This is a genomic window from Nocardia crassostreae (genome assembly GCF_001613405.1).
Taxonomy (GTDB): Bacteria; Actinomycetota; Actinomycetes; order Mycobacteriales; family Mycobacteriaceae; genus Nocardia; species Nocardia crassostreae.
The window spans coordinates 690017-713479 of the sequence record NZ_BDCH01000012.1; the positions used below are offsets into that span (position 1 = coordinate 690017).

Here is a 23463-nt window from a genome sequence, read left to right on the forward strand (position 1 = left end):
AATCCCCTCCCATGTATGGCGGATCACAGTCGGTCGCGATCGCGAATTACTCCGAGAGCGTTCTGGCCGCGCGCACCCGCATCGTCACCCGGCTCTTCGATCAGGTGAACGATATGGCCGATATCGGCGTCTCGGCCATCATGGGTCAGATTCCCGCCTATGCCGCGCGCGACGAGTCCTTCTACGCCGATGTGCACGATCAGCTCGCCCAGCTGTGCCGGGCCGGGCTGGGCGCGCTGCTGGAGGAGCGGAAGGTCACGGCGGGCGATTTCGCCCATATCCGGCGGGCGGCGGCGCGCCGGGCCCGGGCCGGGCTCACCCTCATGGACTACATCAATGCCTTCCGGCTGGGCCAGCAGGCACTGTGGAAATCGCTCATGAACTACGCGAGCGACTCCGAGGACGATCGCGAGGCCGCGCTCTCGATGGTGGTGCCGCTGAATCGGTACTGCGATCTGATCAGCACCCAGGCGGCCAATGCCTACCTCGAATTCCAGCAGTACCAGTCCGAAAACGGCACGGGCAGCCGCGAATTGCTGGATGCCCTGCTCACCGGCACACTGCCCGATCGCGGCCCGCAGCTGTCACTGGCGCACGGCTTCGGTATCGGCGTCGAATCCGGCGCACCCCTGGTGGTGATCACCGCCGCCGTCCTCGATCCGCACGGAACCGATACCGACGCACTACATCTCACCTCGGCCGCCTTGGCCCGGGTCGGCGTCAACGGCCTGCGCACCCTGGCCGGACAGCATCGCTCCGAGGTGGTCGCCATCCCGGCGCTGGGCCGCCACGGCAATACCGACGACCTGTGCGAACGCCTGCGCGCCACCCGCGAGAAACTCCTCGGCGCGGGCCTCCGCCTCGCCATCGGCGTCAGCCCCGTCGTACACCGCATCGCCGATCTGCCACGGGCGCACCAGGAATCACGCTCCGCCCTGGACCTGCTCCCCGAGGATGGTGGCGTGCTGTCGCTCCCGCACCTCACCCCCTTCCGCTACCTGATGCTGCGCGCCTACGACACCGCCCGCCACCTCGTCGACCCCCGCATAGCCGCACTGCTCACCGAGGACCGCTCCCGCGGCGGCGTCCTGGCCGCCACCATCCGCGCCTTCGCCGCCGCCGATATGAACCTGCGCGAAGCCGCCGATATCTTGTGCATCCACCACAACACCGCCAAGTACCGGCTGGGCCGCATTCAGGAGATGACCGGCCGGAACCCGCGCAGCATCAGCGATTTGGTCGATCTGCTGGTGGCCATCGAGTTGCAGGGGGAGTGCGCGGCGCGGCGGTGATCGGTAGCGTTCGGGCCGTCGGTGACGATGAAGCGGGAAGATCATCAACCGACGCAAGGGGTTTGCCATGTCCTACCGCAAGTTCGGCACGCTATCCGCCATTGCCACCGTCGGTGTCGCGGCGCTCATCGGGGCGAGTACGCCCGCGGCCGCCTCGAACTACATTCCGGTCAGCCTGCCGCTGACTTCCACCGGCGCCCACGGGCTCGGCTGCGCGGGTGAGGTGTGGGGCGAGGGCAATGTCTATCCCGACGGCGATGTGCCCGGAACCGTCATCTTGCAACTCAAGGGCTGGCTGAAGGTCTTCGGCGTCCCGGCGCCGTGGTGCGGGGTCACCGCGATCGTGGACTGGCACAACAACGACACCGGCGTCTCCGGATCGGAATCGGTCTTCCTGGGCACCGGAAATGGCAGTCCGTTCTGGTGGCTCAGCCCGCAGTTGGGCAACCTGCGCCTGGTCACCGGGCCTGGTCAGGTGACCTTCACGCTGAATACCGACCTACCGCACAGCCCCAGCGTCACCACCTTCACCGTGTACTGACGGCTCAGGGCTTGGTCTTGTCGGTGTAGAGGCTGAGCTGATTGCCGTCCGGATCGGCGAATTCGAAGAAGTCGATCAGGCCCTCGACCACGACGATCTCGCCGAGGGACAGGCCCAGGGTCGTCAGTCGTTCGTGCTCGGCGGCCACATCGGGCACCTCCAGGCGGAAGACCCAGGGCCCGCCGCCCTGCTCGACCTCCATGAGCTGGAGCCATGCCCCGCATACCTGGTACTCGGCCACGCCCGGGACCGGTTCGAGGTCGGGGGCGGGGAGTTCGAAGGTGCGCTCGTACCAGGTGCGGGCGGCCGCCAGGTCGGTCACAGGTACGCCCACGGTCACGCTCGTCGGTTTCATTTCGGGTCCTTTCGAGGAGATGCGACTACTCCTACCGTTCCGACGGATGGGGTGGGCGGAATTCGACAGCGGGTCGGCCGGGATGGGAAAGAACGGACCTGACGTGAGGTTTCTGATATAGAACTTGAAAGTTCGGTCTACCGAATATTAATCTTGGTTGATGAAGGTTTGGCTCCAACGCTCTCTCGGAGCACTGGTCGTGGGCACGCTGGCGTTCGCGATGACCGCGTGCGGGGGGCAGCGCCGGTGGCGACAATGGGAAGCCCACGGTGCTGACCACGTTCACCGTGCTGGCCGATATCGCGCGGAATGTGGCGGGCGATCATCTGACCGTCGAGTCGATCACCAAGGCGGGCGCGGAGATTCACGGCTACGAGCCGACGCCGGGCGATATCAAGAAGGCGTCCAAGGCCGATCTGATCCTGGACAACGGGCTGAACCTGGAGGCGTGGTTCACGCAGTTCCTGTCCGATGTGAAGGTGGACCACGTGGTGGTCAGCGAGGGCGTCACCCCGATCGATATCGGCGAGGACGCCTACCGGGGCAAGCCCAATCCGCACGCGTGGATGTCGCCGCTGAACGTGCAGACCTACGTCGACAATATGGTGCGCGCCTTCGGTGAACTCGCTCCCGAGCACGCCGCCGACTTCCGGGCCAATGGCGAGAAGTACAAGACCGAACTGGGCGCGGTGCAGACCGAACTGGTGAACAAGCTCAGCGGGCTGCCCGCCAATCAGCGGGCGCTGGTGACCTGCGAAGGCGCGTTCTCCTACCTGGCGCGCGATGCGGGGCTGACCGAGAAGTACATCTGGGCGGTGAATGCCGAGCAGCAGGCCACGCCGCAGCAGATCGCCTCCGCCATCGACTTCGTCAAGCAGAACCAGGTGCCCGCGGTCTTCTGTGAGTCCACGGTGTCGGATGCGCCCATGCAGCGGGTGGTCGAGGCGTCCGGCTCGACCTTCGGCGGTGTGCTGTACGTGGATTCGCTGTCGGAGGCCGACGGGCCGGTGCCGACCTATCTGGATCTGATCCGCCACGACGCCAAGACCATCGGCGCGGCGCTGACGGGACAGCGGTCATGACCAAGGCCATCGACGTCAGCGGCGTGAGCGTGCGCTATGGGGACGTGCTCGCGCTCGACAATGTCGATATGGCACTGGATCCCGGCCGCGTCTGCGGTTTGATCGGCATGAACGGCTCGGGCAAGTCGACGCTGTTCAAAACCATTATGGGCCTGGTCGAACCGGGCCGCGGCGCGGTCCGGATCAATGGCGACACGCCGAAATCCGCACGGCGCGCAGGCATTCTGGGCTATGTGCCGCAGGCCGAGGACGTGGACTGGACCTTCCCGCTGTCGGTGCGCGATGTGGTCATGACCGGCCGCTACGGGCAGATGGGCTGGACCCGCCGCCCCCCGCAAGGCCGATCGCGATGCGGTGGCGCACGCCCTCGAACGCGTGGAGCTCACCGATCTGGCCGACCGGCAGATCGGGCAGCTCTCCGGCGGGCAGAAGAAGCGCGCCTTCGTGGCCCGCGGCCTGGCGCAGGGCGCGACCATCCTGCTGCTCGACGAACCGTTCGCGGGCGTCGACAAGCGTTCGGAGGCGACGATCACCACGCTGCTGCGTGAGTTGGCCGCCGACGGCGCGACCATTCTGGTGTCGACGCACGATCTGCACGCCCTGCCCGGGCTGGCCGACGAGGCGGTGTTGCTCATGCAAACCGTGCTCGCCCACGGCGATCCGGACGAGGTCCTGCTCCCCGAGAATCTGGCCCGGGCCTTCGGCCTGGATGTGCTGAACCGGGTCTGAACCCGGCCGAGATAGACAGCGAGTGCGAACAATCCGATGAGCGTCACCGAAATCTTCATCGACCCACTGCGTTACGAGTTCATGGTGCGCGCGCTGGCGACCACCGTGACCGCGGCGGTCGTCTGCGCGGTGCTGTCCTGCTGGCTGGTGCTCATCGGCTGGTCGCTCATGGGCGATGCGGTCTCGCACGCGGTGCTGCCCGGTGTGGTGCTGGCCTACATTCTCGGCGTGCCGTTCGCGGTGGGCGCCATCGTCTTCGGCTTCCTGGCTGTCGCGCTCATCGGCATCGTCCGCGACACCAGCCGCATCAAGGAAGACGCCGCCATCGGCATCGTGTTCACCACGCTGTTCGCCTTCGGTCTGGTGCTGGTCTCGGTGACGCCCAGCCAAACCGACCTCAACCACATCGTTTTCGGCAATCTGCTCGGCGTCAGCCGCGGGGAACTGATCCAGATCGTCATCCTGGCGGCGGTCACCCTGGCCGTGCTGGTGCTCAAGCGCCGCGATTTCACCCTGTACGCCTTCGATCAGACGCATGCGCACGCCATCGGACTCAATCCGCGACTGCTCGGCACCGCCCTGCTCGGACTGCTGGCCTTGACGGCAGTGGTCGCCCTGCAGGCGGTCGGCGTGGTGCTCGTGGTCGCCATGCTCATCATTCCTGGCTCGACCGCGTACCTGCTCACCGACCGTTTCGGCCGCATGCTGGTGATCGCCCCCGTGGTCTCCGTCGCCTGCGCGGTGACCGGCCTGTACGTGAGCTACCACCTCGATACCGCCCCCGGCGGCATGGTGGTCGTCGTGCAGGGCGTGGTGTTCACCCTCGTCTACCTGTTCGCCCCGCGGCAGGGCGTCATCGGGCGTCGCCTCGCCGCCGCCCGGCACCGCCGCACCGGGGCGGCCGCGGCGCTCGCCGGTTAATCCGGCGCGGGCGTGCGCAGGATGGCAATGGCCACGGCGCAGATGTCCGGCGCCAGTCCGGGCAGATCCTCGGGCCCGGATGCGATGAGCTGCTGGCGAATTCGATCGTCGATCCCGCCGATCAGGAAGGCCAGCATGCCCTCGGAGGGCGTGCCGCCGAGTTCACCCTGTTCGACGCCCACGTGGTGCGCGCCGCGCATGCGGTCGACGAACACCCCGTTCATGCGCGCCCGGAAGTGCGCGATCTCCGGTCCGGCGGCGAGCGCCTCGACGTGCAGCGCGCGGGCCACATCGGGTTCGGTGGCGAGCAGTTCGAGATAGACGGTCAGGGAGCGCCGCACCAGCTGCTGCCAGTCGAGCCGGTCGGCCGGTGCGAGCGCCTCGTCCAGATGATGCTGGGCGACCGTGACGCCGCCTTCCAGCCCGGCCAGGGCCAGTCGCCCCCGCTGCGAGGCGAGCACTTCCTCCCGGCTCAAAGCGCTGGGACCCGGGCGAAGTCGCTGGGTGACCGGTGGATCGAGTTGCACCGCTTCACTGTATCGAGGCGCGCCGCCGGATTGGACTGATCGTTCGACCATCGACAAAACATACGACCGACCGTATAGTTTTGGAGCATGGATACACGAGTGCGGGATGTCGCGGGAATCGATACCGAGCTGCTGTTCGATGTGGTCATCGATCTGGAGCCGCCCTTGCCCGTCGGCGGCGGGCGGGTGTTGTTCCGCGCGGCCGGAGGGTCGTTCGAGGGCCCGAAGCTGCGCGGGGAGGTGGTGTCCGGCGGCGGGGACTGGGCTCGGTTCCGGCCGGACGGGAGCATGACCCTGGACGTCCGGCTGACCCTGCGCACCGAGGACGGGGCACTGGTGGAGATGACCTACGGCGGGCGGTGGATCATGCCCGAGGATGTGCGGGCCGAGCTGGGCGATCCCGCGACGCGGCATCTCGTGGATCCGGCCTTCTACTACTTCCGTACTTCGCCGCTGTTCGAAACCGGTGCGCCGCAGTACCTGTGGTTGAACGAGTTGGTTTGTGTAGGAACGGGATATCCGGTGCAAGGCGGGGTCGCCTACCGGGTGTTCGAAGTTCTGTAACCCTATTCGGGGGCGGTGAGCAGGGTGCCCAGAATGCGGTGCACCCTGCTCTCGGCATCCGTATCGTCCAGGCGCAGTGCGGTATTGGTCGCAGTGAGGACGGCCGCCAGCTGAAAGGCGGCGAGATCCGGGTCCAGCGGCGCGATCTCGCCGCCGTCGACCGCCGTGCGCAGTTCCGCCGCGAGCACCGCCACCCAATCCCGATGCTGTTGTGCGAGGGCATCGCGAATGACGCCGGGGCGGCTGTCGAATTCGGCGAGATTGGCCGACCAGAAGCACCCGCCCGGCAGCAGCGGTTCGCCCGCATAGCGGAGCCAGTGCTCGACCAGGGTCCGCACCCGCGCCGCACCCGCGGCCGCCGGGCTCGCCGGGCGGATGACGGCATCGATGAACACCGTGCGCGCCTCGTCCACCGTGGCCAGCTGGAGTTGTTCCTTGGTGCGGAACAGGGTTTGAATGCCCGCCTTGCTGATCCCCAGCTCATCGGCGAGACGGCCGAAGCTCAGACCGTAGAGGCCCTCGGCCGAGGCGATATCGACGGCGCGGCGGGTCACGGCCTTCCGGGAGCGCGCGCCGCGGCGCAGGCGGCGATCGGCGATATCCTCCGGATCGACGGGTTCGGCGGCTGAGCTAACCATACGGCCGATCGTATGCCAGCGTAGGCGCTACTGCGACAACGCCATGGCGGTGCGCACTTGCTCCGGATCGAGCGGCGCGCCGGGCAGCGGATGAGCCGCGCCGCTGCGCAGGCCGTCCAGGAAGATCGCCAGATGCCGCCGCCAGGCTTCCGGCGCCGCCGCCCGAATCCCTTCGGTGGCGCGCACTCCCGACCACAGCAGTAGCCCGATATCGGTCGTGTCCACATCGGCGCGCAGCGCACCGCTGTCCTGTGCGCGGCGCACCAGTTGCTGGAACAGGATGTGGCCGCGCGCCTTGGTCTGTTCGATCGGCGAGTCGGCGGGCAGGGAGCACACGCAGATATCGGTGAAACCCCGGTCCCCGGCCTGTGATTCGGCCAGCCACAGGAGGTGCTCGACGAGCCCGGTCCACGGATCGGGGGCGCGCAGTGCGGCTTCGGCGCGTTCGACGGATTCGGCCACCCGTTCGTGCAATGCCGCGTCGATGAGGGCGTCTCGGGTGGGGAAGTGGTTGTAGAGCGTTCCGATGCTGGCCCCGGCATCGCGGGCGACACCGGCCAGGGACGCCTTGAGGCCCTCGGTGCGGAAGCGCTGCCGGGCCGCGGCCAGGACCCGGTCCCGATTGTCCCGTGCGTCGCGGCGGCGCTGGCGCGGGGCGATGTCGGTGTGTCCGGGCATGGCTTGATCCTAACAACTTGAGAACCCACTCGACTTCGCGCTAAGTTGAGAGGGCACTCAAATTGAGTGGGTTCTCAACTTATCTGCGAAAGGATGCCCCATGCCGCATCTCGCCGTCTTCGGAGCCGGTCCCGCCCTCGGCCTGTCCGCCGCCCGCCGCTTCGGCAAGGCCGGGTACTCGGTCACGCTCATCGGGCGCACCGCCGCCACGCTGGACACCCTGCGCGACAGCCTGACCTCGGACGGAGTGGTGACCGACGGTCTCACCGCCGACCTCGCCGAGCCCGATCAGGCGGCTGCCGCCCTGCGGGATCTCGAGGCCCGGCACGGCCTGCCCGATGTCGTCGTCTACAGCCCGGGCGATGTCAGCAGGCTGCCGGTGAACGTGCTCTCCCTCGATGTCGACACCCTGCGGAGCTGGCTGCCGCTGCACCTGCTGACCCCCGTGCGATTGCTGCACGAGCTGGTCCCCGCCATGGCCGACCGCGGCCACGGCGCGGTGATCTTCGGGCACGGCTCCTCGATCCGCCAGCCCATGCCGGATCTGGCCAGCGTCAGCGTCCCGCAGGCCGGACTGGTGAACTACCTGCACGCCATCGACGCGCAGGTGCGCTCCCGCGGCGTGCGGGTCGGCAGCCTCCAGATCGGCCGGTTGATCCATCGCAGCGCGGTCGCGGCGCTGCTCGACTCCGGTCATTTCGACGGTGTCGACGCCGGGCAGATCGTGCGGGTGGATCCGGACGAGCTGGCCGAGCAGGTCTTCGAGATGGCCACCACCGATACCGCGGTCGAGCGGGCCGCCTGAGCATGGCAACTGTCATGCCCGAGAGGTGATGGTTGGCAGATTCGGCGGGGCCGGTGCGTCCGTAGCGTCAATTCCCGTAGCGCACAGTCGAATTACGGGAGATCCGATATGAACGTCACCACAGCGGCCGTCAGCGGCGCGGATCCGATCGCCGGATCGGCCGCTCCGGGTCGTCCGTCCCTGCTGCGGATGCTGGCCCCGATCATCCGCGACCTCGCCGTCCCCGTCGCCGCCTACTTCGCGCTGAAGGCGCTGGGCTACTCCGACTTCCTGGCGCTGCTGCTGGGCGCGGTGTGCTCGGCGCTCATCGTGGTCGTCGAGGTGATCCGGGCGCGGCGCATCGATCCGCTGGCGGCGATCGTGCTGGGCGGCTTCGTCATCGGGCTGATCGGTTCCATGATCAGCGGGGACGCGCGGACGCTCGTCATCCGCGATTCCTTCGGCACCGCTGCCGTCGGCCTCGCCTTCCTGATCAGCGCGCTGATCTCGCGGCCGCTGACCTACGCCGCGGCGCGCAAGTTCCTGGCCACGACCGATCCGGCGCACCTCCCGGCCATGGAGGAGGCCTATCGCACCGTCGCCGCCGTGTCCCGCGCGCACCTCCGGCTCTCGGTCATGTGGGGCGCCGGACTGCTCGGCGAGGCCGTGCTGCGCATCGTGCTGGCCTATCGGCTGTCGGTGTCCACCATGGCCTGGCTGTCGAGCGTGCTCATGGTGGCGACCATGAGTGTCTTGATGACCATCAATATCCGGGCCGTCAAGAAGCTGCGGCAGCAGAACCACGACACGAATTAAGCGGATGTGATTAACTCCGACCAGAGGGGTGGGCGCGGACCGGCGACGGTCCGCGCCCCTTCGGTCGTGGAGCGGAGTTGCGATGGGCGTGGCCGACGGGCCCGTCACCCAGATCGCCTGGGTGGTGGCCGATGTGGAGCGGGCCGCGAAGTATCTGGGCGCGGCACTGGGCGCGGGCGCGTGGACCCGCATGCCGGAGGTGGCTTTCGGACCCGAAAGCTGCACCTACCGTGGCGAACCGGCGGATTTCACGGCGCACATCTCGCTGGCCTACCAGGGGGATACGCAACTCGAGCTGATCCAGCCGGTGCGCGGGCGGTCGATCTACACCGAGTTCCTGGAGCGCGGCGGTCCGGGCCTGCACCACATCTGCCTGGAGCCCGCCGACTTCGACGCGGCGCTGAAAGACGCCGCGGCGCAGGGGATCGACATCGTGCAGCAGGGCGATATGGGCGGGCAGATGCGCTTCGCCTATCTGGACGGCGCGGCGGCCGGAGTGCCGTTCCTCGAGCTCGCCGAGATCGGGGCGAATATGCGCGTGTTCTTCGACCGGATCAAGAAGGGTGCGCGATGAGCAGCCAACTTCCCGAACTCGTCGCGGCGGAGTCGGTGACCGCGTGGGACGGCGAATTCGATGTGGTGGTCGCCGGATTCGGCATTGCGGGCGGCTGCGCCGCCGTGGAGGCGGCCGCCCGGGGCGCGCGTGCTGGTGCTGGAGAAGGCCGCGGTCGCGGGCGGCACCACGGCGCTCGACGGTGGGCATTTCTATCTCGGCGGCGGGACGGCGGTGCAACTCGCCACCGGGCACGAGGATTGCGCCGAGGAGATGTACCGGTATCTCGTCGCGGTGGCGCGGGATCCCGAGCGCGACAAGATCCGCGCCTACTGCGAGGGCAGTGTCGAGCACTTCGGCTGGCTGGAGGGGCTCGGCTTCGAATTCGAGCGCAGCTACTATCCGGAGAAGGCGGTCATTCAGCCGGGCACCCAGGGGCTGATGTACACCGGCAACGAAAAGGTCTGGCCCTACCGGGAATCCGCCATTCCGGCCCCGCGCGGGCACAAGGTGCCGGTGCCCGGCGATACCCAGGGCGCGGCGCTGGTGATCGAACTGCTGGTGAAGCGGGCGGCGGCGCTGGGCGTCGAGGTGCGCTACGAGACCGGCGTGACCAATCTCGTCACCGATGCCGAGGGAACCCTGATCGGGGTCAAATGGCGCAAACCCGGGAAAACCGGTGCGGTGCGGGCGACCTCGGTGGTGCTGGCCGCGGGCGGGTTCGTCATGAATACCGAGATGGTCGCCGCGCACGTGCCGTGGCTGGCGGAGAAGCCGTTCGTGCTCGGCACCACCCACGACGACGGGCTCGGCATTCGCCTCGGGGTGTCGGCGGGGGCCGCTACCCGGAATATGGAGCAGGCGTTCGTGACCGCGCCGGTGTACCCGCCGTCGCGGCTGCTGACCGGGATCATCGTCAATCGCGACGGTCGGCGGTTCGTCGCCGAGGATTCCTATCACGCGCGCACCTCGGCCTTCGTACTCGAACAGCCCGGGGCGGCAGCCTATTTGATCGTCGACTCGGCGCATATGGAGCGGCCCACGTTCCCGCTCGCGCCCTTCATCGACGGCTGGGAGACCGTCGCGGACATGGCCGCGGCGCTCGGAATGCCGACCGAGGCACTGCAATCCACTCTCGACCGGTACAACGACCACGCCGCCCGCGGCGAGGATCCGGACTTCCACAAGAGCGCGGAATGGCTGGAGCCGCAGGACGCGGGGCCGTGGGGCGCCTTCGACCTGGCCCTCGGCAAGGCGCTCTACGCGGGCTTCACCCTCGGCGGCCTGCGCACCTCGGTGGACGGAGAGGTATTGCGGGACAATGGCGCACCCATTCCCGGCCTGTACGCGGCGGGCGCGACGGCGGCGACGCTCGCCCAGGACGGCAAGGGCTATGCCAGCGGCACCCAGCTCGGCGCGGGCTCGTTCTTCGGCCGCCGCGCCGGTCGTCACGCCGCCAGCCGCTCCAGCTGACGCAGTAATTCGGAGGCGGCAATGGCATCCAGGACGCCGAAACGGCTGCTGTTGATCCGCACGGAGACGATGCGCTGCTCCTCGGCCTCGTACCGGTAGCCGCCCCGAAAGCCGGGATCGAGCGTGATCCGCACGCGGGTCAGCACGCCGAACGGGCGGCTGATATCCCCGTAGGACAGCTCCCAGCCGCGTTGCCGCAGCCCGTAGAGCCTGCGGGTGGGCACCGTGCGATCCGCGAAGCACGGCAACTCGTCCGCGGCCGCCTCGGCGTCGGTGAATCGGTATACGCCGCGTTCCAGCTGTTCGAACGGTTGCAGCAGTTCGTAATCGGCGAACACCTCCCGCCACCGCTCGACCGCATCGCCCAGGTGCAGCGGATGCGCCACCCCGGTCAGCGCCTCCTCGGGGAGCGTGAAAGCCTGGTCGGCGGCATCGGCGAGACTGCCGTCGGCATCGACGCGGAAGGCCCCGGTCACCGCGCCGTCGGCGTCGAACACCGCCCAGACCAGTTGCCGCACCAGCGGCCCCAGCGCCGGGTCCGCGATGAGGAGCGCGCGGTGCGCGCTCGCCCGCCAGCGGCGGCCGTCCAGCATGGCCGACTCCAAACGCCGGATCTGCTCGGTCGTCGCGGCCGTCCGCTTGCCTTCGGTCGTCATCTGCGCCTTTCGGGTCGACCTGTCCGATCTTGCCGGTTTCCACCGACAATTTCGTCGTCCGGCCGCGCTATGGTGCTTACGTCGCCTCGTTCGAGGCGCGGCCGCATGAACATTCAGGGGGAATGCCATGGGTGTGGAACGCAGCGCCGGGGGTTGGCGCAGTGCGGTGCCGGCCATGGTCCTGCTGCTCGTCGTGGCCTGCGGCGGCTCCAGTGCGGCCGCGGATCCGTTTCTGTGGCTGGAGGATTGGGACAGTCCGCGCGTGCAGACCTGGGTGGCCGCCGAGAACGCCAGGACGCTGGGCGTGCTGGAGCGGGATCCGCGCTACGCCGGGAATCTGGCCCAGGCCCTCGAATTGGGTGAGGCGCCCGATCGGCTGCCCATGCCGGAGTTCCAGGGTCGCATGGTCGGCAATTTCTGGCGGGACGACGCACACGAACGCGGTATCTGGCGGGAGACCACGGTCGCGGATTACGAACAGCCGCAACCGGCGTGGACCACTCTGCTCGATCTCGACGCTCTGGCCCGGGCCGAGAACCGCAACTGGGTGTGGAAGGGGTTCAGCTTTCGCCGGTGACCCGCAAACGGTGCCTGGTGTTCCTGTCCGAGGGCGGGGAGGACGCGGTCACCGTCCGGGAATTCGACCGGGCCACCCGGGAATTCGTGGCCGACGGGTTCGTGCTGGAGCGGGGTAAGCAGTTCGTCTCGTGGACCGACGACGATGCGCTGCTGGTATCGCGGGAATGGTTGCCGGGGGAGAAGACCGTCTCGGGCTACCCCTATGTCGTCAAGCGCTGGGAGCGCGGTCAATCGCTGGAGCAGGCGGTGGAGGTGCTGCGCGGGGATCCGGCCGACGGCCTGGCCACCGAACCGGTCCTGCTCGACGGCGGGAAACGCCGTCAGCTCAATCTGGTCGTCCGCCATTCCTCGTTCTACGACGCGCAGTTCGATCTGGTCGCGGAGGGGCGGACGGTGCGGCTGGCGTTGCCGCCCAAGGCCGATCTCGAGGGTCTGCTCGGCGATCGGGTGCTGGTCGCGCTGCGTCAGGATTGGACGACCGGCGGCGTCACCTTCACCTCGGGATCGCTCATCTCGCTGAATGCCGACGAGATGATCTCGGCCCCGGACCGATTGCGGGCCACCGTGGTCTTCGCCCCGGGTCCGCGGGAGGCGTTGCAGAGCATCCTGACCACCCGCGATCGGCTCGTCGTGACCTCGCTCTCCGAGGTGCGCGGGCGGGCCACGGTCTACACCCCGGAGGCCGACGGCACCTGGTCGGCGGCGCCGATTCCCTCGCCGGACAATGCGACCGTCGGCGCCGAGGACGCGGACAGCCGGGGGGACACCGTCTATCTGTCGGTGACCTCGTTCCTCACCCCGACCACGCTGTGGCGGCTCAATACCGCCGACGGTCGCTTGGATCCGGTGAAATCGGCATCGTCGCAGTTCGATTCGTCGCGATTCGTGGTGGATCAGCTCCAGGCCGGTTCGGCGGACGGCACACAGGTGCCGTACTTTCTGGTCCGCGCGGCCGATATGCCGTACGACGGCACGAATCCGACCATTCTCTACGGTTACGGCGGTTTCGGATCCTCCATCACGCCCACCTACGACGGTCTGCTCGGCCGACTATGGCTGGAACGCGGCGGCGTCTATGTCATCGCCAATATCCGCGGCGGCGGCGAATTCGGCCCGGCCTGGCACGAGGCCGCGCTGAAGACCAACCGGCAGCGCGCCTTCGACGACTTCACCGCGGTCGCCAAGGACCTCATCATTCGCGATATCACCACGCCGCGGCATCTCGGCATTCAAGGCGGGTCCAATGGCGGCCTGCTCATGGGTGTCCAGCTGACCCGGCATCCGGCGCTGTGGAATGCCGTGGACATCCAGGTGCCGCTGCTGGACATGGTGCGCTACGAGCAGATCGCGGCGGGCGCGTCCTGGGTGGGCGAATACGGGTCGGTGAACGATCCCGAGGAGCGCGGATTCCTCGAATCCATCTCCCCGTACGCGCAATTGCGGGACGGGGTGAAGTATCCGGAGCCCTTCATCTGGACCACCACCGAGGACGACCGCGTCGGTCCGCAGCACGCCCGCAAGTTCGCGGCCAAGCTCGCGGATCTGGGCAACCCGTACCTGTTCTACGAGGCCACCCAGGGCGGGCACGGCGCGGGCGCGAATATCGACGAGGAGGCGCACACCGCCGCGCTCGAATACACCTACTTCATGCGCCAGCTCATGTCCGAGCCGCGCTAGTCGGTGACGATCAGCGACACCGCAAGGGGGACGAGCACTTCCACCAGATCGCTGATCGGCGGTCGCGGCTCGGACAGCAGCCACTCGTGGGCGAGCCCGTTGATGGCGCCGATGAGCGCGCTGCCCGCGAGTTCGGGATTCATCCGGGTGCGCGCGCCGGGTCCGGCGAGCGGGCCCAGGGCGGCCTGGATGACGGCGATCCAGATATGGCGGCGGGCCCGGCGATGTTCCTCCATGCGCTCGCTGACGCCGACCACCTCGACGAAGGCGACCTTGGCGCGGTGCGGATCCGAGCCGACCGAGCCCAGATAGGCGGTCATGGCGCGGGTGACCTTCTCGGTGAGATCGGGATTGGGCGGCAGGTCGGTCAGGGCCTGCGCCAGCGCCGCCCCGGCCTCGTCCTGGATCCGGTCGTAGGCGGCGACCAGTACATCCTCGCGGGTGCTGAACTCCTCGTAGAACTGCCGTTTGGAGAGTCCCGCGGCGGCGCAGACATCCGACAGGGCGCAGTCGGCGTAGCCGCGCGCGCCGAAGATCTCGGTGGCGGCGTCCAGGAAACGCTCGCGGCGTTCGGCTTTCCGCTCGGTGACGGCGCGGCCGCCGTACTGTCTGCCGGTTATCGTCATGGTCCCGTCAACGGTAGTCGGGGTCGCCGTCCACTCGGCGACGGGGACGCAAACCGTCCAGCATGTAAGTAATGGTGTCGTCGAAGCGGCCCTCGATCTCGGCCTCCGAGACCAGCCCGGAACCGGCGAAGGACGCCAGGCCCTGCAGGGTGGCCAGCGCCGTCAGGCAGATATTGCGCGGATTCCCGGCGGCCACCTCACCGCGCTCCTTCCCGGCGACGATCATCTCGATGGGCGCGGCCAGGGTCCGGTTGACCACCTCGTCCATGGCGGGCGAGGGACTGTGCCTGCGCGCGAACATGACCGCCAGCAGGGCCGGATTGTCGATGGCGAAGCGCAGGTAGGCGCGGGCCATGCCGGTCAGCCGCTCCAGGAAACTGCCGCTGGCGGCCGCCTTTTCGATAATCCCCGCGAGCCGCTCGAATCCGGCCACCGCGAGCGCGTCCAGCAGCGCCTGCTTGTCCCGGAAGTGTCGGCTCGGCGCGGCGTGCGAGACCCCGGTATCGCGGGCCAGCTGCCGCAGCGACAGCCCGTCCACTCCGGCGCTGCGCAGGGTCGCCTCGGCGCTGCGCAGTAGTTCGGCCCGCAGATCGCCGTGGTGATAGGAGCGCGAACCGGCGCGACGTGCGATGGACATGGTGAGTGCAGGATATCGGACACACTTTTCAATGTTGGCGTTGACTACTTTGTAGTCGGTGCCTACATTGGCGAAGGCTATGACTGACGAAAGCGTGCCCGCACCGAAAGACGGTGCACCCCAAAGCGAGAAGGGCAGTGCGGTGGTGGAGGAGAACGGCAACGCGCCCCTGAAAAAGGACGGCGCATCCGTGGCGAGCGATGGTGCTCCCGTGGCCGAGGTCGAGGTATCCGCGCAGACCAGCGGTCCGCAGGCGGTGGCCGAACCGCCCGCGGTGGACAGCGCGCCCGCACCCGGGGTGGACAGCGCGCCTGCGCTCGCAGTGGAGAGTGCGCCCGCGGTGGAGAACGCGTCCGCGGTGGAGAACGCGTCCGCGGTGGAGAACGCGTCCGCGGTAGAGAGCACGCCCGCGCCCGAGGTGGACATTGCGCCCGCGGCCAACCCGCACGGACCGCGGGTGCCGCTGCGCGGTTGGGTCGCGCCGATCCTGGTGCTCACGGTGCTGGCGGCGCTCATGGGCACCATGTACCTGGGCTTCACCGCCGATCCGGACAGCAACCTGCACGATTTCCCGGTCGCCCTGGTCAATCAGGACGACGGCGATGTGGTGGACGGCAATCGGGTGAACATCGGCGAGCAGATCACCGAGGCGCTGGTCGCGCAGGTGCCCGCCGACAAGGTCGACCTGCGGCTGCTCGGCATGTCCGAAACGCATCGGCAGCTGCAGAACGGCGAGATCTACGGCGCCATCGTGATTCCCAGCGACTTCTCCAAACGCCTGTCCATTCTCGGCGCGTCCGCGGTGGTGCCCGGTGAGGTGGAGCGACCGGTCATCACCGTGCACACCAATCCGCGGGCGGGCACGTATGCCGCGCAGATCGTGCAGCGCATCAGCAATCGCGCCATGACCGAGGTCGACACCACCGTGGGCAAGCAGCTCACCGAGCAGGTGCAGGCCAAGATCGGAGCCACCCAGCTCAGCGGCGCGGCGCGCCTGCAACTGGCGCAGCCGATCGATGTCGTGGTGAGCCCGTATCACCCGCTGCCCGCGGGCACCGGGCAGGGACTGTCGGCTTTCTTCTACACGCTCGTGCTGCTGTTCTCCGGATTCAGTTGCGCGCTCATCATTCACACCATGGTCGACAATGTGCTCGGCTACGTGCCCGCCGAATACGGGCCCTGGTACCGGCATCTGCAGCCGGTGGCCATCAGCCGGTGGCGCACGCTGCTGGTGAAATGGGCCATGGCGGCGGTGACCGCACCGCTGGTGTCCGGCGTCTTCCTCGGCGTGGCGACCCTGCTGGACATGTCGGTCGACCATCCGCTGCCGCTGTTCCTCTACGGCACCCTGGCCATTGCCGCGGTCTCGGTGACCGGCCTGTCGGTGCTGGCGGCCTTCGGCTCGCTGGGCCTGCTGGTCAATATGATCGTGTTCGTGGTGCTGGGCCTGCCGTCCTCCTCGGGCAGCATTCCCATCGAGGTCACGCCCCGCTGGATCGCGGATCTGGCCGTCTTCGAGCCCATGCACCAGATGTATCTCGCGGTGCGCGCCCTGCTGTTCTTCGACGGGAATCTGGCGGCGGGGCTGAGCACCGGCATCTGGATGACCGTGCTGGGTATGGCCCTCGGCCTGCTCCTTGGCGCCATTGCCACCCACACCTACGATCTGCGCGGGCTCTACCGTCTCGGCGTGTCGCACCGGCCGGTGAAATCCACCGCCACGGCGTGACTTTCGGCCCTGTTCGTTGTGCCCTTGTGACGGCGATACTGGCTGCGGGGCACCGAATTACACATCGCGACGCGACGATGGTGGGGTTCGTTCGATGGCTTCTTCGCAGTTCGACCAACTGACAGGGCAGTTCCTGCACGCGGTGCGCGCCGCCGGTGGTGGCTTGCCGGCGGTGTGCGCGGCGTGCGTGCGGGTACTGCCGGTGCGCCGTGCCGCCATCCTGCTCGACGAGCACGCCGCGGGCATACAACCCTGGTGCGCCAATGACGATTTCGCCCGGCGGGTGGAGACCGCGCAGGCCACGGTGGGGGAGGGTCCGGCGGTCTCCGCGGTGGTCGACGGCGTCCCGGTGCTGATCACCGATTTCGACGTCGACTGCGAACGCTGGCCCGGCTTCGCCGAAGCGCTCTCGGGCACACCGATATCCGGCTCCCTGCTGGCGGTGCCATTGCGGATGGGCGAAATCCGGGTGGGCGCGGTGGATCTGTATCGCGAGCCGCACGGGCAGCCGGGGCCGCGATTCCATGCGGCGGCCCTGCATATCGCCGATCTGGTCACGGCCAGCCTGGTGCTGGCCGCGGGCAATGCGGCCCGCCAGTGGGCGCAGCCCGCCAGCAGCCGGTGGATCCATCAGGCGGCGGATATGACCAGCGCCGAACTCGGTATCGAGATGATCGACGCCTACGCCCGCCTGCGCGGATACGCCTTCCGGCACGGGCTTTCACTGGTGGAGGTGGCGCACGGGGTGGTGGACCGACGGGTGAGCATCGAACCCGAGTAGCGCGCTCAGTGCGCGGAGGTGGCGGTGAAACCGCGCGGCACCAGGATCACGGTGAGCACCGTGACCGTGAGGACCAGCCCCGCCGAGATCCACGAGGTGGTGGTGAGCGCGGAATCGTAGGCGTGCTGGGCGATCCGGAGAATTTGCGCGCCGGTCTCGCCGCCGATCTCGTGCGCCAGGTGGGCCGCGTCGCCGACCGATCCCCGTGCGGTGTCGAGTTGTTCGCCCGTCAGCGGCACATCGGTCATATGGGAGGTGAACAGCCGCCCGTGGATGCTGCCCAGCAGCGCCACCCCGAGCCCGATGCCGAGTTCGTAGTTGGTCTCCTCCACCGCGCCCGCCTGCCCGGCGCGTTCGGGCGGCACGGCGGCCATCACCACCGCGGCCGCGGTGGTGATGGCAATGCCGTCGCCGATGCCCAGGCACACCAGGATGAACGCGACCAGCGGATAGGTGGTGGTCGGAATGGCCGCCAGCACAAGGAAACCCACGGCCAGCGCGCCGAGGGCGAACCCCATCAGCGGCCGCACGCCCACCCGCCGCAGCAGCCACGGCGTGGACAGCGAACCCAGCAGGGTGGCGATGGCGGCGGGTACGGTGCGCAGTCCGGCCTCCGAGGGCGTGTAGCCGTGAATGTATTGCAGCCACAAGGAGATCAGGAACAGCGCCGCGCCGATGGCGAGCATGGCCAGCAGCGTGGCCAGCGCGGCGGCGGTGAAGGCGCGATTGCGGAACAGCCGCACATCCAGCAGCGGATCGGCGGAGCGCAGCTGCCGGTAGGCGAACAGCCCGAGCAGCGCGAACGCCGCCAGCAGGACGACCAGATCGAGTATGGCCGGATCGCCCTTGGCCACATGCTTGATGCCCCAGGCCAGGGCCACCACGCCGAGCACCGACAGCGCCGCGCTGAACCAGTCCAGGCCGCCCTGGGCGGGGGCCTTGTACTCCGGCAGTAGCCACAGGCCCGCCACCACGGTCACGACGACCACGGGCACGTTCAGCCAGAAGGCCGCCGACCAGCCGAACTGTTCCACCAGCATGCCGCCGACCAGCGGGCCGATGGCGGCGCCCGCTCCCGCGACGGAGGCCCAGATGCCGATGGCCAGGGTGCGCTCGCGATCGTCGCCGAAGATATTGCGAATGAGCGAGAGCGTGGACGGCATGACCATGGCGCCGCCGACGCCGAGCAGCGCCCGACCGGCGATGAGCTGCCAGGGCGTGTCCGCCGTGGCGGCGACCACCGAAGCCAGCCCGAACAAGACGAATCCGGCGATGAACAATCGCTTGCGCCCGTACCGGTCACCGATCGCGGCGCAGGTGATGAGCAGACCGCCGAGGATCAGCCCGTAGAGGTTGACGATCCACAGCTGTTCCATGGGGCTGGGATCCGTATGGTCGATGAGCGAGGGCAGCGCGACATTGAGGATGGTCGCGTCCATGGCGACCAGCAACAGGCTGGCGCACAGCACTGCGAGCATGGCCCAGCGCCCGCGCGGGCGGTGATGACTGTCGGAAGCGGCCGCATCTGATGGTGGTGAGAGGTGGTCGCTGCGACTGGCATCGGGCAATTTGCACTCCTCGGACCGGCAATTGGCTAACAGTCGGCAATGCTTTTGTCAGCACAATAGCGCCGGTCCGCGAGCGCGGTGAGATCCGCGCGGGCTCCAGTGGCGACTATTTCCGCAGTGCGTTGCCGTTGACGCCATCGGCCTCGAGCAGGTCGCTCTCGCCGGTTCCCGCCTGCCGGGCGAGCAGATCGCGGATCTCGGTGAGCAACTCCAGTTCGGTCGGGTCGGCCTTCACCTCGGTCGGTTTGGCCAGCCGCGACTTGAGGTGGTTCATCGGCAGGATGAGCACGAAGTACAGCACCGCCGCCACGGCCACGAAATTGATGCAGGCGCTGATGATCGGGCCGACCGCCACGAAGGTGGCGGGCTTATCGGACAGGATCTGGAAGCCAAGCCCGAATTCGGCATTACCGCCGAGCACCGCGAGCAGCGGCTCTAGCAAACCCTTGGTGATCGAGGTGACGATCGCGGTGAAGGCGGTGCCCATGACGACCGCCACCGCCAGATCGATGACATTGCCCCTCATCAGGAAGTCTTTGAAACCCTTGAGCATGACGCTGGAAAATCCAATCCGAAGACGATGTCGAGAATGTTCGCGCCGCAGTCTAAGGGCTAGCGGTGCTCGGCTCGGAACGTGCGTACCAGCGCGGCGCACATTGCGAGCATCACCACACTGAACGGCAGCGCGATGAGAATCGCGACGGTCTGCAGCGTGGTCAGCGCCTGCGTCCCGGTGCCGCTGGCCACCAGCAGCGCGACCGCCACCGCGCCCTGCGCACAGGTCCAGAAGGCGCGGCTCCAGGTGGGCGGTTCCGGATTGCCGCCCGAGGACAGCATGTTCACCACCAGCGCGCCGGAGTCGGCGGAGGTGACGAAGAACAGCACGATCACCAGAATCGCCAGGCCCGCGGTGATCGACCCGCCGGGCAGGGTGTCGAGCAGGGCGAACAGGGCGCTGTCGCGGTCGGGCCCGTCCGGGCCGACAAGGCCGCCGCCGCCGAACATTTCGCGATGCAGACCGGCCCCGCCGAACACCCCGAACCAGACGAAGGTCAGCACCGTCGGCACCAGCAGCACCCCGGCCACGAACTCACGCACCGTGCGCCCACGCGAGATTCGCGCGATGAACACGCCCACGAACGGGGCCCAGGAAATCCACCAGCCCCAGTAGAAGACCGTCCACTGATTGGTCCAGTTGGTGCCGGTCGGGCCCTCGGTGGCCCCGGTGTAGAGGCTGAGCTTGGGCAGCTGCTGGAGATAGGTGCCGATGTTCTGCACCAGATCGTTGACGATGAACAGCGTCGGCCCCGCGATCAGGACATAGAGCAGCAGTAGCCCGGCCACGCCCATATTCGCCTGGGACAGCAGCTTGATGCCCTTGTCCACGCCGGTCGCCACCGAGACGGTCGCCAGCGCGGTGACCCCGATGATGAGCACCACCTGCAGGCCCTTGCCCGGTTCGTGCAGCCAGCCTTGATGATTCAGCCCGGCCGAGATCTGCAGCACGCCCAGCCCCAGCGAGGTGGCCACGCCGAAGACGGTGCCGATCACGGCCACGATATCGATGACATCCCCGCGCCACCCGCGAATCCGGTCGCCGACAAGCGATTCCAGCGACCAGCGAATGGACACCGGCCGCCCCCGGCGGTGGATGGAATACGCGATGGCCAGCCCCACCACCACATAGATCGCCCACGGATGGATGCCCCAGTGCAGGAAGGTCTGCACCATGGCCGCGTCCGCGCGCTGCGCGGGCGTCGCGCCGACGCCGGGGCGCGGATCCTCGTAGTGGAACAGCGGTTCGGCCACGCCCCAGAACACCAGGCCGATGCCCATCCCCGCGGCGAACAGCATGGAAAGCCAGGCGCCCATGGAGTATTGCGGCCGCTCGCCGTCATTGCCGAGGGTGATGCCGCCGAACCGGCTGAACCCCAGCCAGATCGCGAACACCACGAACAGCGTGACAATGACGATGTAGTACCAGCCGAAGCCGCCGATCACATTGTCCTGCAGCGCCTTCGCCTGTCGCGCCGCCAGATCCCGGAACACGATGGCGTACACCGTGAATGCCGCCACCACGATCGCCGCGGGCCAGAACACCCTGGGCGCCACCGCCGCCCGGTGATGCACCGGAGTGGTCTCGGAGCCGTAGGTCCTGCTCGGTGCGCTCAAAGTGACGTCCTCCCCGTGAAATCCCGTATCGGAACGACGAGCAACCCCGATTCCGGGCCGCGGCCGTGGGACCGGAATCGGGGTTGTCCGCGCTACTTGCCGACCTTGTCCTTCATGGCGGTGACGATCTCGTTGACCGCCGCCATGACGTCCTGGGCGGCGTGCTCGAGATTCGCCCGGACCTGTTCGAGAGTGCCCTGCATATCGTCGGTATTGAGCTTGTCGGCGAACGCCTTCGCCATATCGGCGAGATCGGCGGCGGCGGTGCTGGCCCGGTCCGCGAGCTCGGCGGCCGCGCCGCTGGCCTTCTCGGCGAGCTGCCCCGCGGCGGCCTGGGCCTGGGCGGCCAGGTCGGTGGCCGTGCCGCTGATATCGGGCGGCGTGCTGGCGTTGTCATTCGTCGGCATGAGCGGTCCTCTACTTCGCGCCGCCGCCGAACTTGTCCTTGGCCTTCTGCATGGTGTCGTCGGCCATGTTCCGCATGTCCTGCCCGGCATCCTGCATCCGGTTCTTGGTGTCCTGGGTGGCGTCGTGGAACTTGTCCTCGAATTCGTCCGCCTGGTTCTCGATCCGCTGACCCATTCCCTCGGCCGACTTCTTGGCCTTGTCGGCCATTTCCTTGGCCTTGTCCTTCAGGGACATCGAAACCTCCCTAGGTGTGACACGCCCGGAGTCCGGGGTGCATGACGGGGTACTTCGACGAGCGGACTGCGAATGCAGCGATCTTTCAGCAACCGATACTAGTCGCTCGAGTCACATCACGCATGTGGGAACGTTCAGGCCACCGGTCCGAGCACCCGCTCGATATAGGCGTTGGTGAACCGGCCCTTGGGGTCGAAACGGCGGCGGACCTCGGCGAACCTGTCCCACTCCGGGTACCGGGCGCTGAGCGTCTCGGCGGTCTGGAAGTGCCGCTTACCCCAGTGCGGGCGGCCGTCGTAGCGATCGAAGACCCGCTCGCAGGCGCGGAAGTACGCCTCGTACTCCATGCCCTCGTACTGGTGCACGGCGATATAGCAGGTATCGCGGCCACCGTCGGGGGAGAGGAAGGCATCGTCGGGGGCGACCCAGCGCACCTCGATCGGCATGGCGGTGTCGAACCGCTTGGCGACGTCCTTGATCTCGCGAAAGGCGTCGGCCGAATGTTCGCGCGGGATGGCGTATTCCATCTCGGTGAAGCGGAACAGCCGGGGGCTGGCGAACACCTTGTAGGAGCGCTCCACCTGCCGCCGGTAGCTGCCCGCATAGGCCGCGCCGCGCTGCACGTACGGAATGAGGCTCGGGCGGCGGCGGGTCAGGCGGCACAGTGCATCGAAGGCGTAGTTGGTGACCAGGATGTCGGAGAACCAGTCCACGGCCTTGCCGCGCGGCTGTTCGGGCAGGTCGACGGCATTGTTGCACTTGGTCATGGCCAGTGGGCTGTGCGCGAACATGTAGAACTCGAAGTGCTCGTTGCCGTCGACATGGGTGTCGAGGTCGGCGAGGATCTCCTCCACCGGCACGGGCCGTTCCACGCCTTCGAGCACGAAGGACGGGACCATCTGCATGGTGACGGCGGTGACCACGCCGAGGGCGCCCACATTCACCCGCGCGGCGCGCCAGCCGTCCGGATCGGTCTGCTCATTGAGCTCCACCCGGCTGCCGTCGGCCAGCATGAGTTCCACCGAATGCAGTGCGGCGGAGAGGTTCTGCAATGTGGCGCCGGTGCCGTGGGTGCCGGTGGCGGTCGCGCCCGCGATGGACTGCACGTCGATATCGCCGAGATTGGGGAAGGCCAGGCCCATGGGGTGCAGCGCGGTGCTGGCCGCATTGAGGGTGATACCGGCTTCGGCGCGGACCAGGCCGGTCTCGCGATCCACCGAGAGGATCTTGTCGAGCTTGTTCAGCCGCATGAGCGTGCCGTCCGTGAGCACGGTCTCGGTGAAGGAGTGTCCGGATCCGGCGACGCGGACGGTGTGGCCGGATGCCTCGGCCCGGGCGAGCACTGCGGCGACTTCCTCGGGCGAGCCCGGTACGGCGATGGACGCCGGAGTACAGCTCTGATCTCCGGCCCAGTTAACCCATGAGTTGGTCATGCGACCAACT

24 protein-coding genes and 3 pseudogenes are annotated in these 23463 nt (G+C 68.1%); 14 read left to right on the plus strand and 13 right to left on the minus strand.

Annotated features, from left to right (window positions below):
* The first annotated feature begins 11 nt into the window (after positions 1–11).
* A complete protein-coding gene (locus tag NC4_RS09980) occupies positions 12–1292 on the plus strand; it encodes a PucR family transcriptional regulator (protein WP_067535326.1) in 1281 nt (426 codons plus the stop codon).
* Positions 1293–1359: 67 nt separating this feature from the next.
* The gene (locus tag NC4_RS09985; RefSeq protein ID WP_067535329.1) at positions 1360–1833 is read left to right on the plus strand and encodes a hypothetical protein; all 474 of its coding nucleotides are present in this window, start codon (positions 1360–1362) and stop codon (positions 1831–1833) included.
* Between the two features lie 4 nt (positions 1834–1837).
* Here the strand turns inward: NC4_RS09985 and NC4_RS09990 are convergent, their stop codons facing one another.
* A complete protein-coding gene (locus tag NC4_RS09990; RefSeq protein ID WP_067535330.1) occupies positions 1838–2188 on the minus strand; it encodes a VOC family protein in 351 nt (116 codons plus the stop codon).
* A gap of 251 nt (positions 2189–2439) precedes the next feature.
* Between NC4_RS09990 and NC4_RS09995 the strand changes: the two are divergent.
* The 3 genes and pseudogenes from NC4_RS09995 to NC4_RS10005 form a co-directional block, all read left to right on the plus strand.
* A pseudogene (locus NC4_RS09995) lies at positions 2440–3270 on the plus strand (metal ABC transporter substrate-binding protein); the annotation flags it as partial.
* Positions 3267–3999: pseudogene (locus NC4_RS10000) on the plus strand (metal ABC transporter ATP-binding protein). The pseudogenes NC4_RS09995 and NC4_RS10000, both read left to right, overlap by 4 nt.
* A 36-nt stretch (positions 4000–4035) precedes the next feature.
* Positions 4036–4920: a metal ABC transporter permease gene (locus NC4_RS10005; RefSeq protein WP_067535334.1), complete on the plus strand. Its 885-nt coding sequence runs from the start codon at positions 4036–4038 to the stop codon at positions 4918–4920.
* Here NC4_RS10005 and NC4_RS10010 read toward each other — a convergent pair.
* Positions 4917–5447, minus strand: a complete 531-nt coding sequence (locus NC4_RS10010) for a hypothetical protein (RefSeq protein ID WP_157554454.1) — start codon at positions 5445–5447, stop codon at positions 4917–4919. The two genes, NC4_RS10005 and NC4_RS10010, sit on opposite strands and share 4 nt — an antisense overlap.
* Before the next feature lie 87 nt (positions 5448–5534).
* Here NC4_RS10010 and NC4_RS10015 point away from each other — a divergent pair, with 87 nt between their 5' ends.
* The gene (locus NC4_RS10015) at positions 5535–6011 is read left to right on the plus strand and encodes a DUF3237 domain-containing protein (RefSeq protein ID WP_067535340.1); all 477 of its coding nucleotides are present in this window, start codon (positions 5535–5537) and stop codon (positions 6009–6011) included.
* Between the two features lie 2 nt (positions 6012–6013).
* Here NC4_RS10015 and NC4_RS10020 read toward each other — a convergent pair whose 3' ends face one another.
* Complete coding sequence (locus NC4_RS10020; protein WP_067535341.1) at positions 6014–6649, minus strand: TetR/AcrR family transcriptional regulator; 636 nt, start codon at positions 6647–6649, stop codon at positions 6014–6016.
* 27 nt (positions 6650–6676) lie between these two features.
* A complete protein-coding gene (locus NC4_RS10025) occupies positions 6677–7327 on the minus strand; it encodes a TetR/AcrR family transcriptional regulator (RefSeq protein WP_067535344.1) in 651 nt (216 codons plus the stop codon).
* Positions 7328–7427: 100 nt separating this feature from the next.
* On the opposite strand from NC4_RS10025, the gene NC4_RS10030 reads away from it, so the two are divergent.
* From NC4_RS10030 to NC4_RS10045, 4 genes and pseudogenes are all read left to right on the plus strand, one after another.
* On the plus strand, positions 7428–8132 hold the full coding sequence (locus NC4_RS10030) for an SDR family NAD(P)-dependent oxidoreductase (RefSeq protein ID WP_067535345.1): 705 nt from the start codon (positions 7428–7430) through the stop codon (positions 8130–8132).
* A 108-nt stretch (positions 8133–8240) separates the two neighbouring features.
* Positions 8241–8927 carry a VC0807 family protein gene (locus tag NC4_RS10035; RefSeq protein WP_067535348.1) on the plus strand — a complete coding sequence of 229 codons (687 nt, stop codon included), beginning with the start codon at positions 8241–8243 and terminating at the stop codon, positions 8925–8927.
* 82 nt (positions 8928–9009) lie between these two features.
* Complete coding sequence (locus NC4_RS10040) at positions 9010–9501, plus strand: VOC family protein (RefSeq protein ID WP_067535351.1); 492 nt, start codon at positions 9010–9012, stop codon at positions 9499–9501.
* Positions 9498–10953: pseudogene (locus NC4_RS10045) on the plus strand (FAD-binding protein). Before NC4_RS10040 ends, NC4_RS10045 begins: the two are co-directional and overlap by 4 nt.
* Here the strand turns inward: NC4_RS10045 and NC4_RS10050 are convergent.
* Positions 10929–11609, minus strand: coding sequence for a DUF4132 domain-containing protein (locus NC4_RS10050; protein ID WP_067535353.1), 681 nt, complete (start codon positions 11607–11609; stop codon positions 10929–10931). The pseudogene NC4_RS10045 and the gene NC4_RS10050 overlap by 25 nt on opposite strands.
* Before the next feature lie 127 nt (positions 11610–11736).
* Between NC4_RS10050 and NC4_RS43870 the strand changes: the two genes are divergently transcribed.
* Together NC4_RS43870 and NC4_RS43875 are read left to right on the plus strand one after the other, a co-directional pair.
* On the plus strand, positions 11737–12186 hold the full coding sequence (locus tag NC4_RS43870) for a hypothetical protein (RefSeq protein WP_281186262.1): 450 nt from the start codon (positions 11737–11739) through the stop codon (positions 12184–12186).
* Positions 12183–13865, plus strand: coding sequence for a prolyl oligopeptidase family serine peptidase (locus NC4_RS43875; RefSeq protein ID WP_281186263.1), 1683 nt, complete (start codon positions 12183–12185; stop codon positions 13863–13865). Before NC4_RS43870 ends, NC4_RS43875 begins: the two co-directional genes overlap by 4 nt.
* On the opposite strand, the gene NC4_RS10060 is transcribed toward NC4_RS43875, so the two are convergent.
* A complete protein-coding gene (locus NC4_RS10060) occupies positions 13862–14491 on the minus strand; it encodes a TetR/AcrR family transcriptional regulator (protein ID WP_067535356.1) in 630 nt (209 codons plus the stop codon). The genes NC4_RS43875 and NC4_RS10060 overlap by 4 nt on opposite strands.
* A gap of 7 nt (positions 14492–14498) precedes the next feature.
* Positions 14499–15128: a TetR/AcrR family transcriptional regulator gene (locus NC4_RS10065; RefSeq protein WP_067535359.1), complete on the minus strand. Its 630-nt coding sequence runs from the start codon at positions 15126–15128 to the stop codon at positions 14499–14501.
* Positions 15129–15207: 79 nt separating this feature from the next.
* Here NC4_RS10065 and NC4_RS10070 point away from each other — a divergent pair, with 79 nt between their 5' ends.
* Positions 15208–16857 (plus strand): ABC transporter permease, encoded by a 1650-nt coding sequence (locus tag NC4_RS10070; RefSeq protein ID WP_157554456.1) that lies wholly within the window; start codon positions 15208–15210, stop codon positions 16855–16857.
* Between the two features lie 94 nt (positions 16858–16951).
* A complete protein-coding gene (locus NC4_RS10075; RefSeq protein ID WP_067535361.1) occupies positions 16952–17638 on the plus strand; it encodes a GAF and ANTAR domain-containing protein in 687 nt (228 codons plus the stop codon).
* A 5-nt stretch (positions 17639–17643) separates the two neighbouring features.
* On the opposite strand, the gene NC4_RS10080 is transcribed toward NC4_RS10075, so the two are convergent.
* The 6 genes from NC4_RS10080 to NC4_RS10105 form a co-directional block, all read right to left on the minus strand.
* The gene (locus tag NC4_RS10080; protein WP_245721588.1) at positions 17644–19206 is read right to left on the minus strand and encodes an MFS transporter; all 1563 of its coding nucleotides are present in this window, start codon (positions 19204–19206) and stop codon (positions 17644–17646) included.
* Between the two features lie 106 nt (positions 19207–19312).
* Positions 19313–19759: a large conductance mechanosensitive channel protein MscL gene (gene mscL, locus NC4_RS10085; RefSeq protein WP_067535367.1), complete on the minus strand. Its 447-nt coding sequence runs from the start codon at positions 19757–19759 to the stop codon at positions 19313–19315.
* A 59-nt stretch (positions 19760–19818) separates the two neighbouring features.
* Positions 19819–21378, minus strand: coding sequence for a BCCT family transporter (locus tag NC4_RS10090; RefSeq protein WP_067535371.1), 1560 nt, complete (start codon positions 21376–21378; stop codon positions 19819–19821).
* 92 nt (positions 21379–21470) lie between these two features.
* A complete protein-coding gene (locus NC4_RS10095; RefSeq protein ID WP_067535373.1) occupies positions 21471–21785 on the minus strand; it encodes a hypothetical protein in 315 nt (104 codons plus the stop codon).
* Positions 21786–21795: 10 nt separating this feature from the next.
* On the minus strand, positions 21796–22020 hold the full coding sequence (locus NC4_RS10100) for a hypothetical protein (RefSeq protein WP_067535375.1): 225 nt from the start codon (positions 22018–22020) through the stop codon (positions 21796–21798).
* A gap of 134 nt (positions 22021–22154) precedes the next feature.
* Positions 22155–23453, minus strand: coding sequence for a D-arabinono-1,4-lactone oxidase (locus NC4_RS10105; RefSeq protein ID WP_067535377.1), 1299 nt, complete (start codon positions 23451–23453; stop codon positions 22155–22157).
* Between the last annotated feature and the right edge of the window lie 10 nt (positions 23454–23463).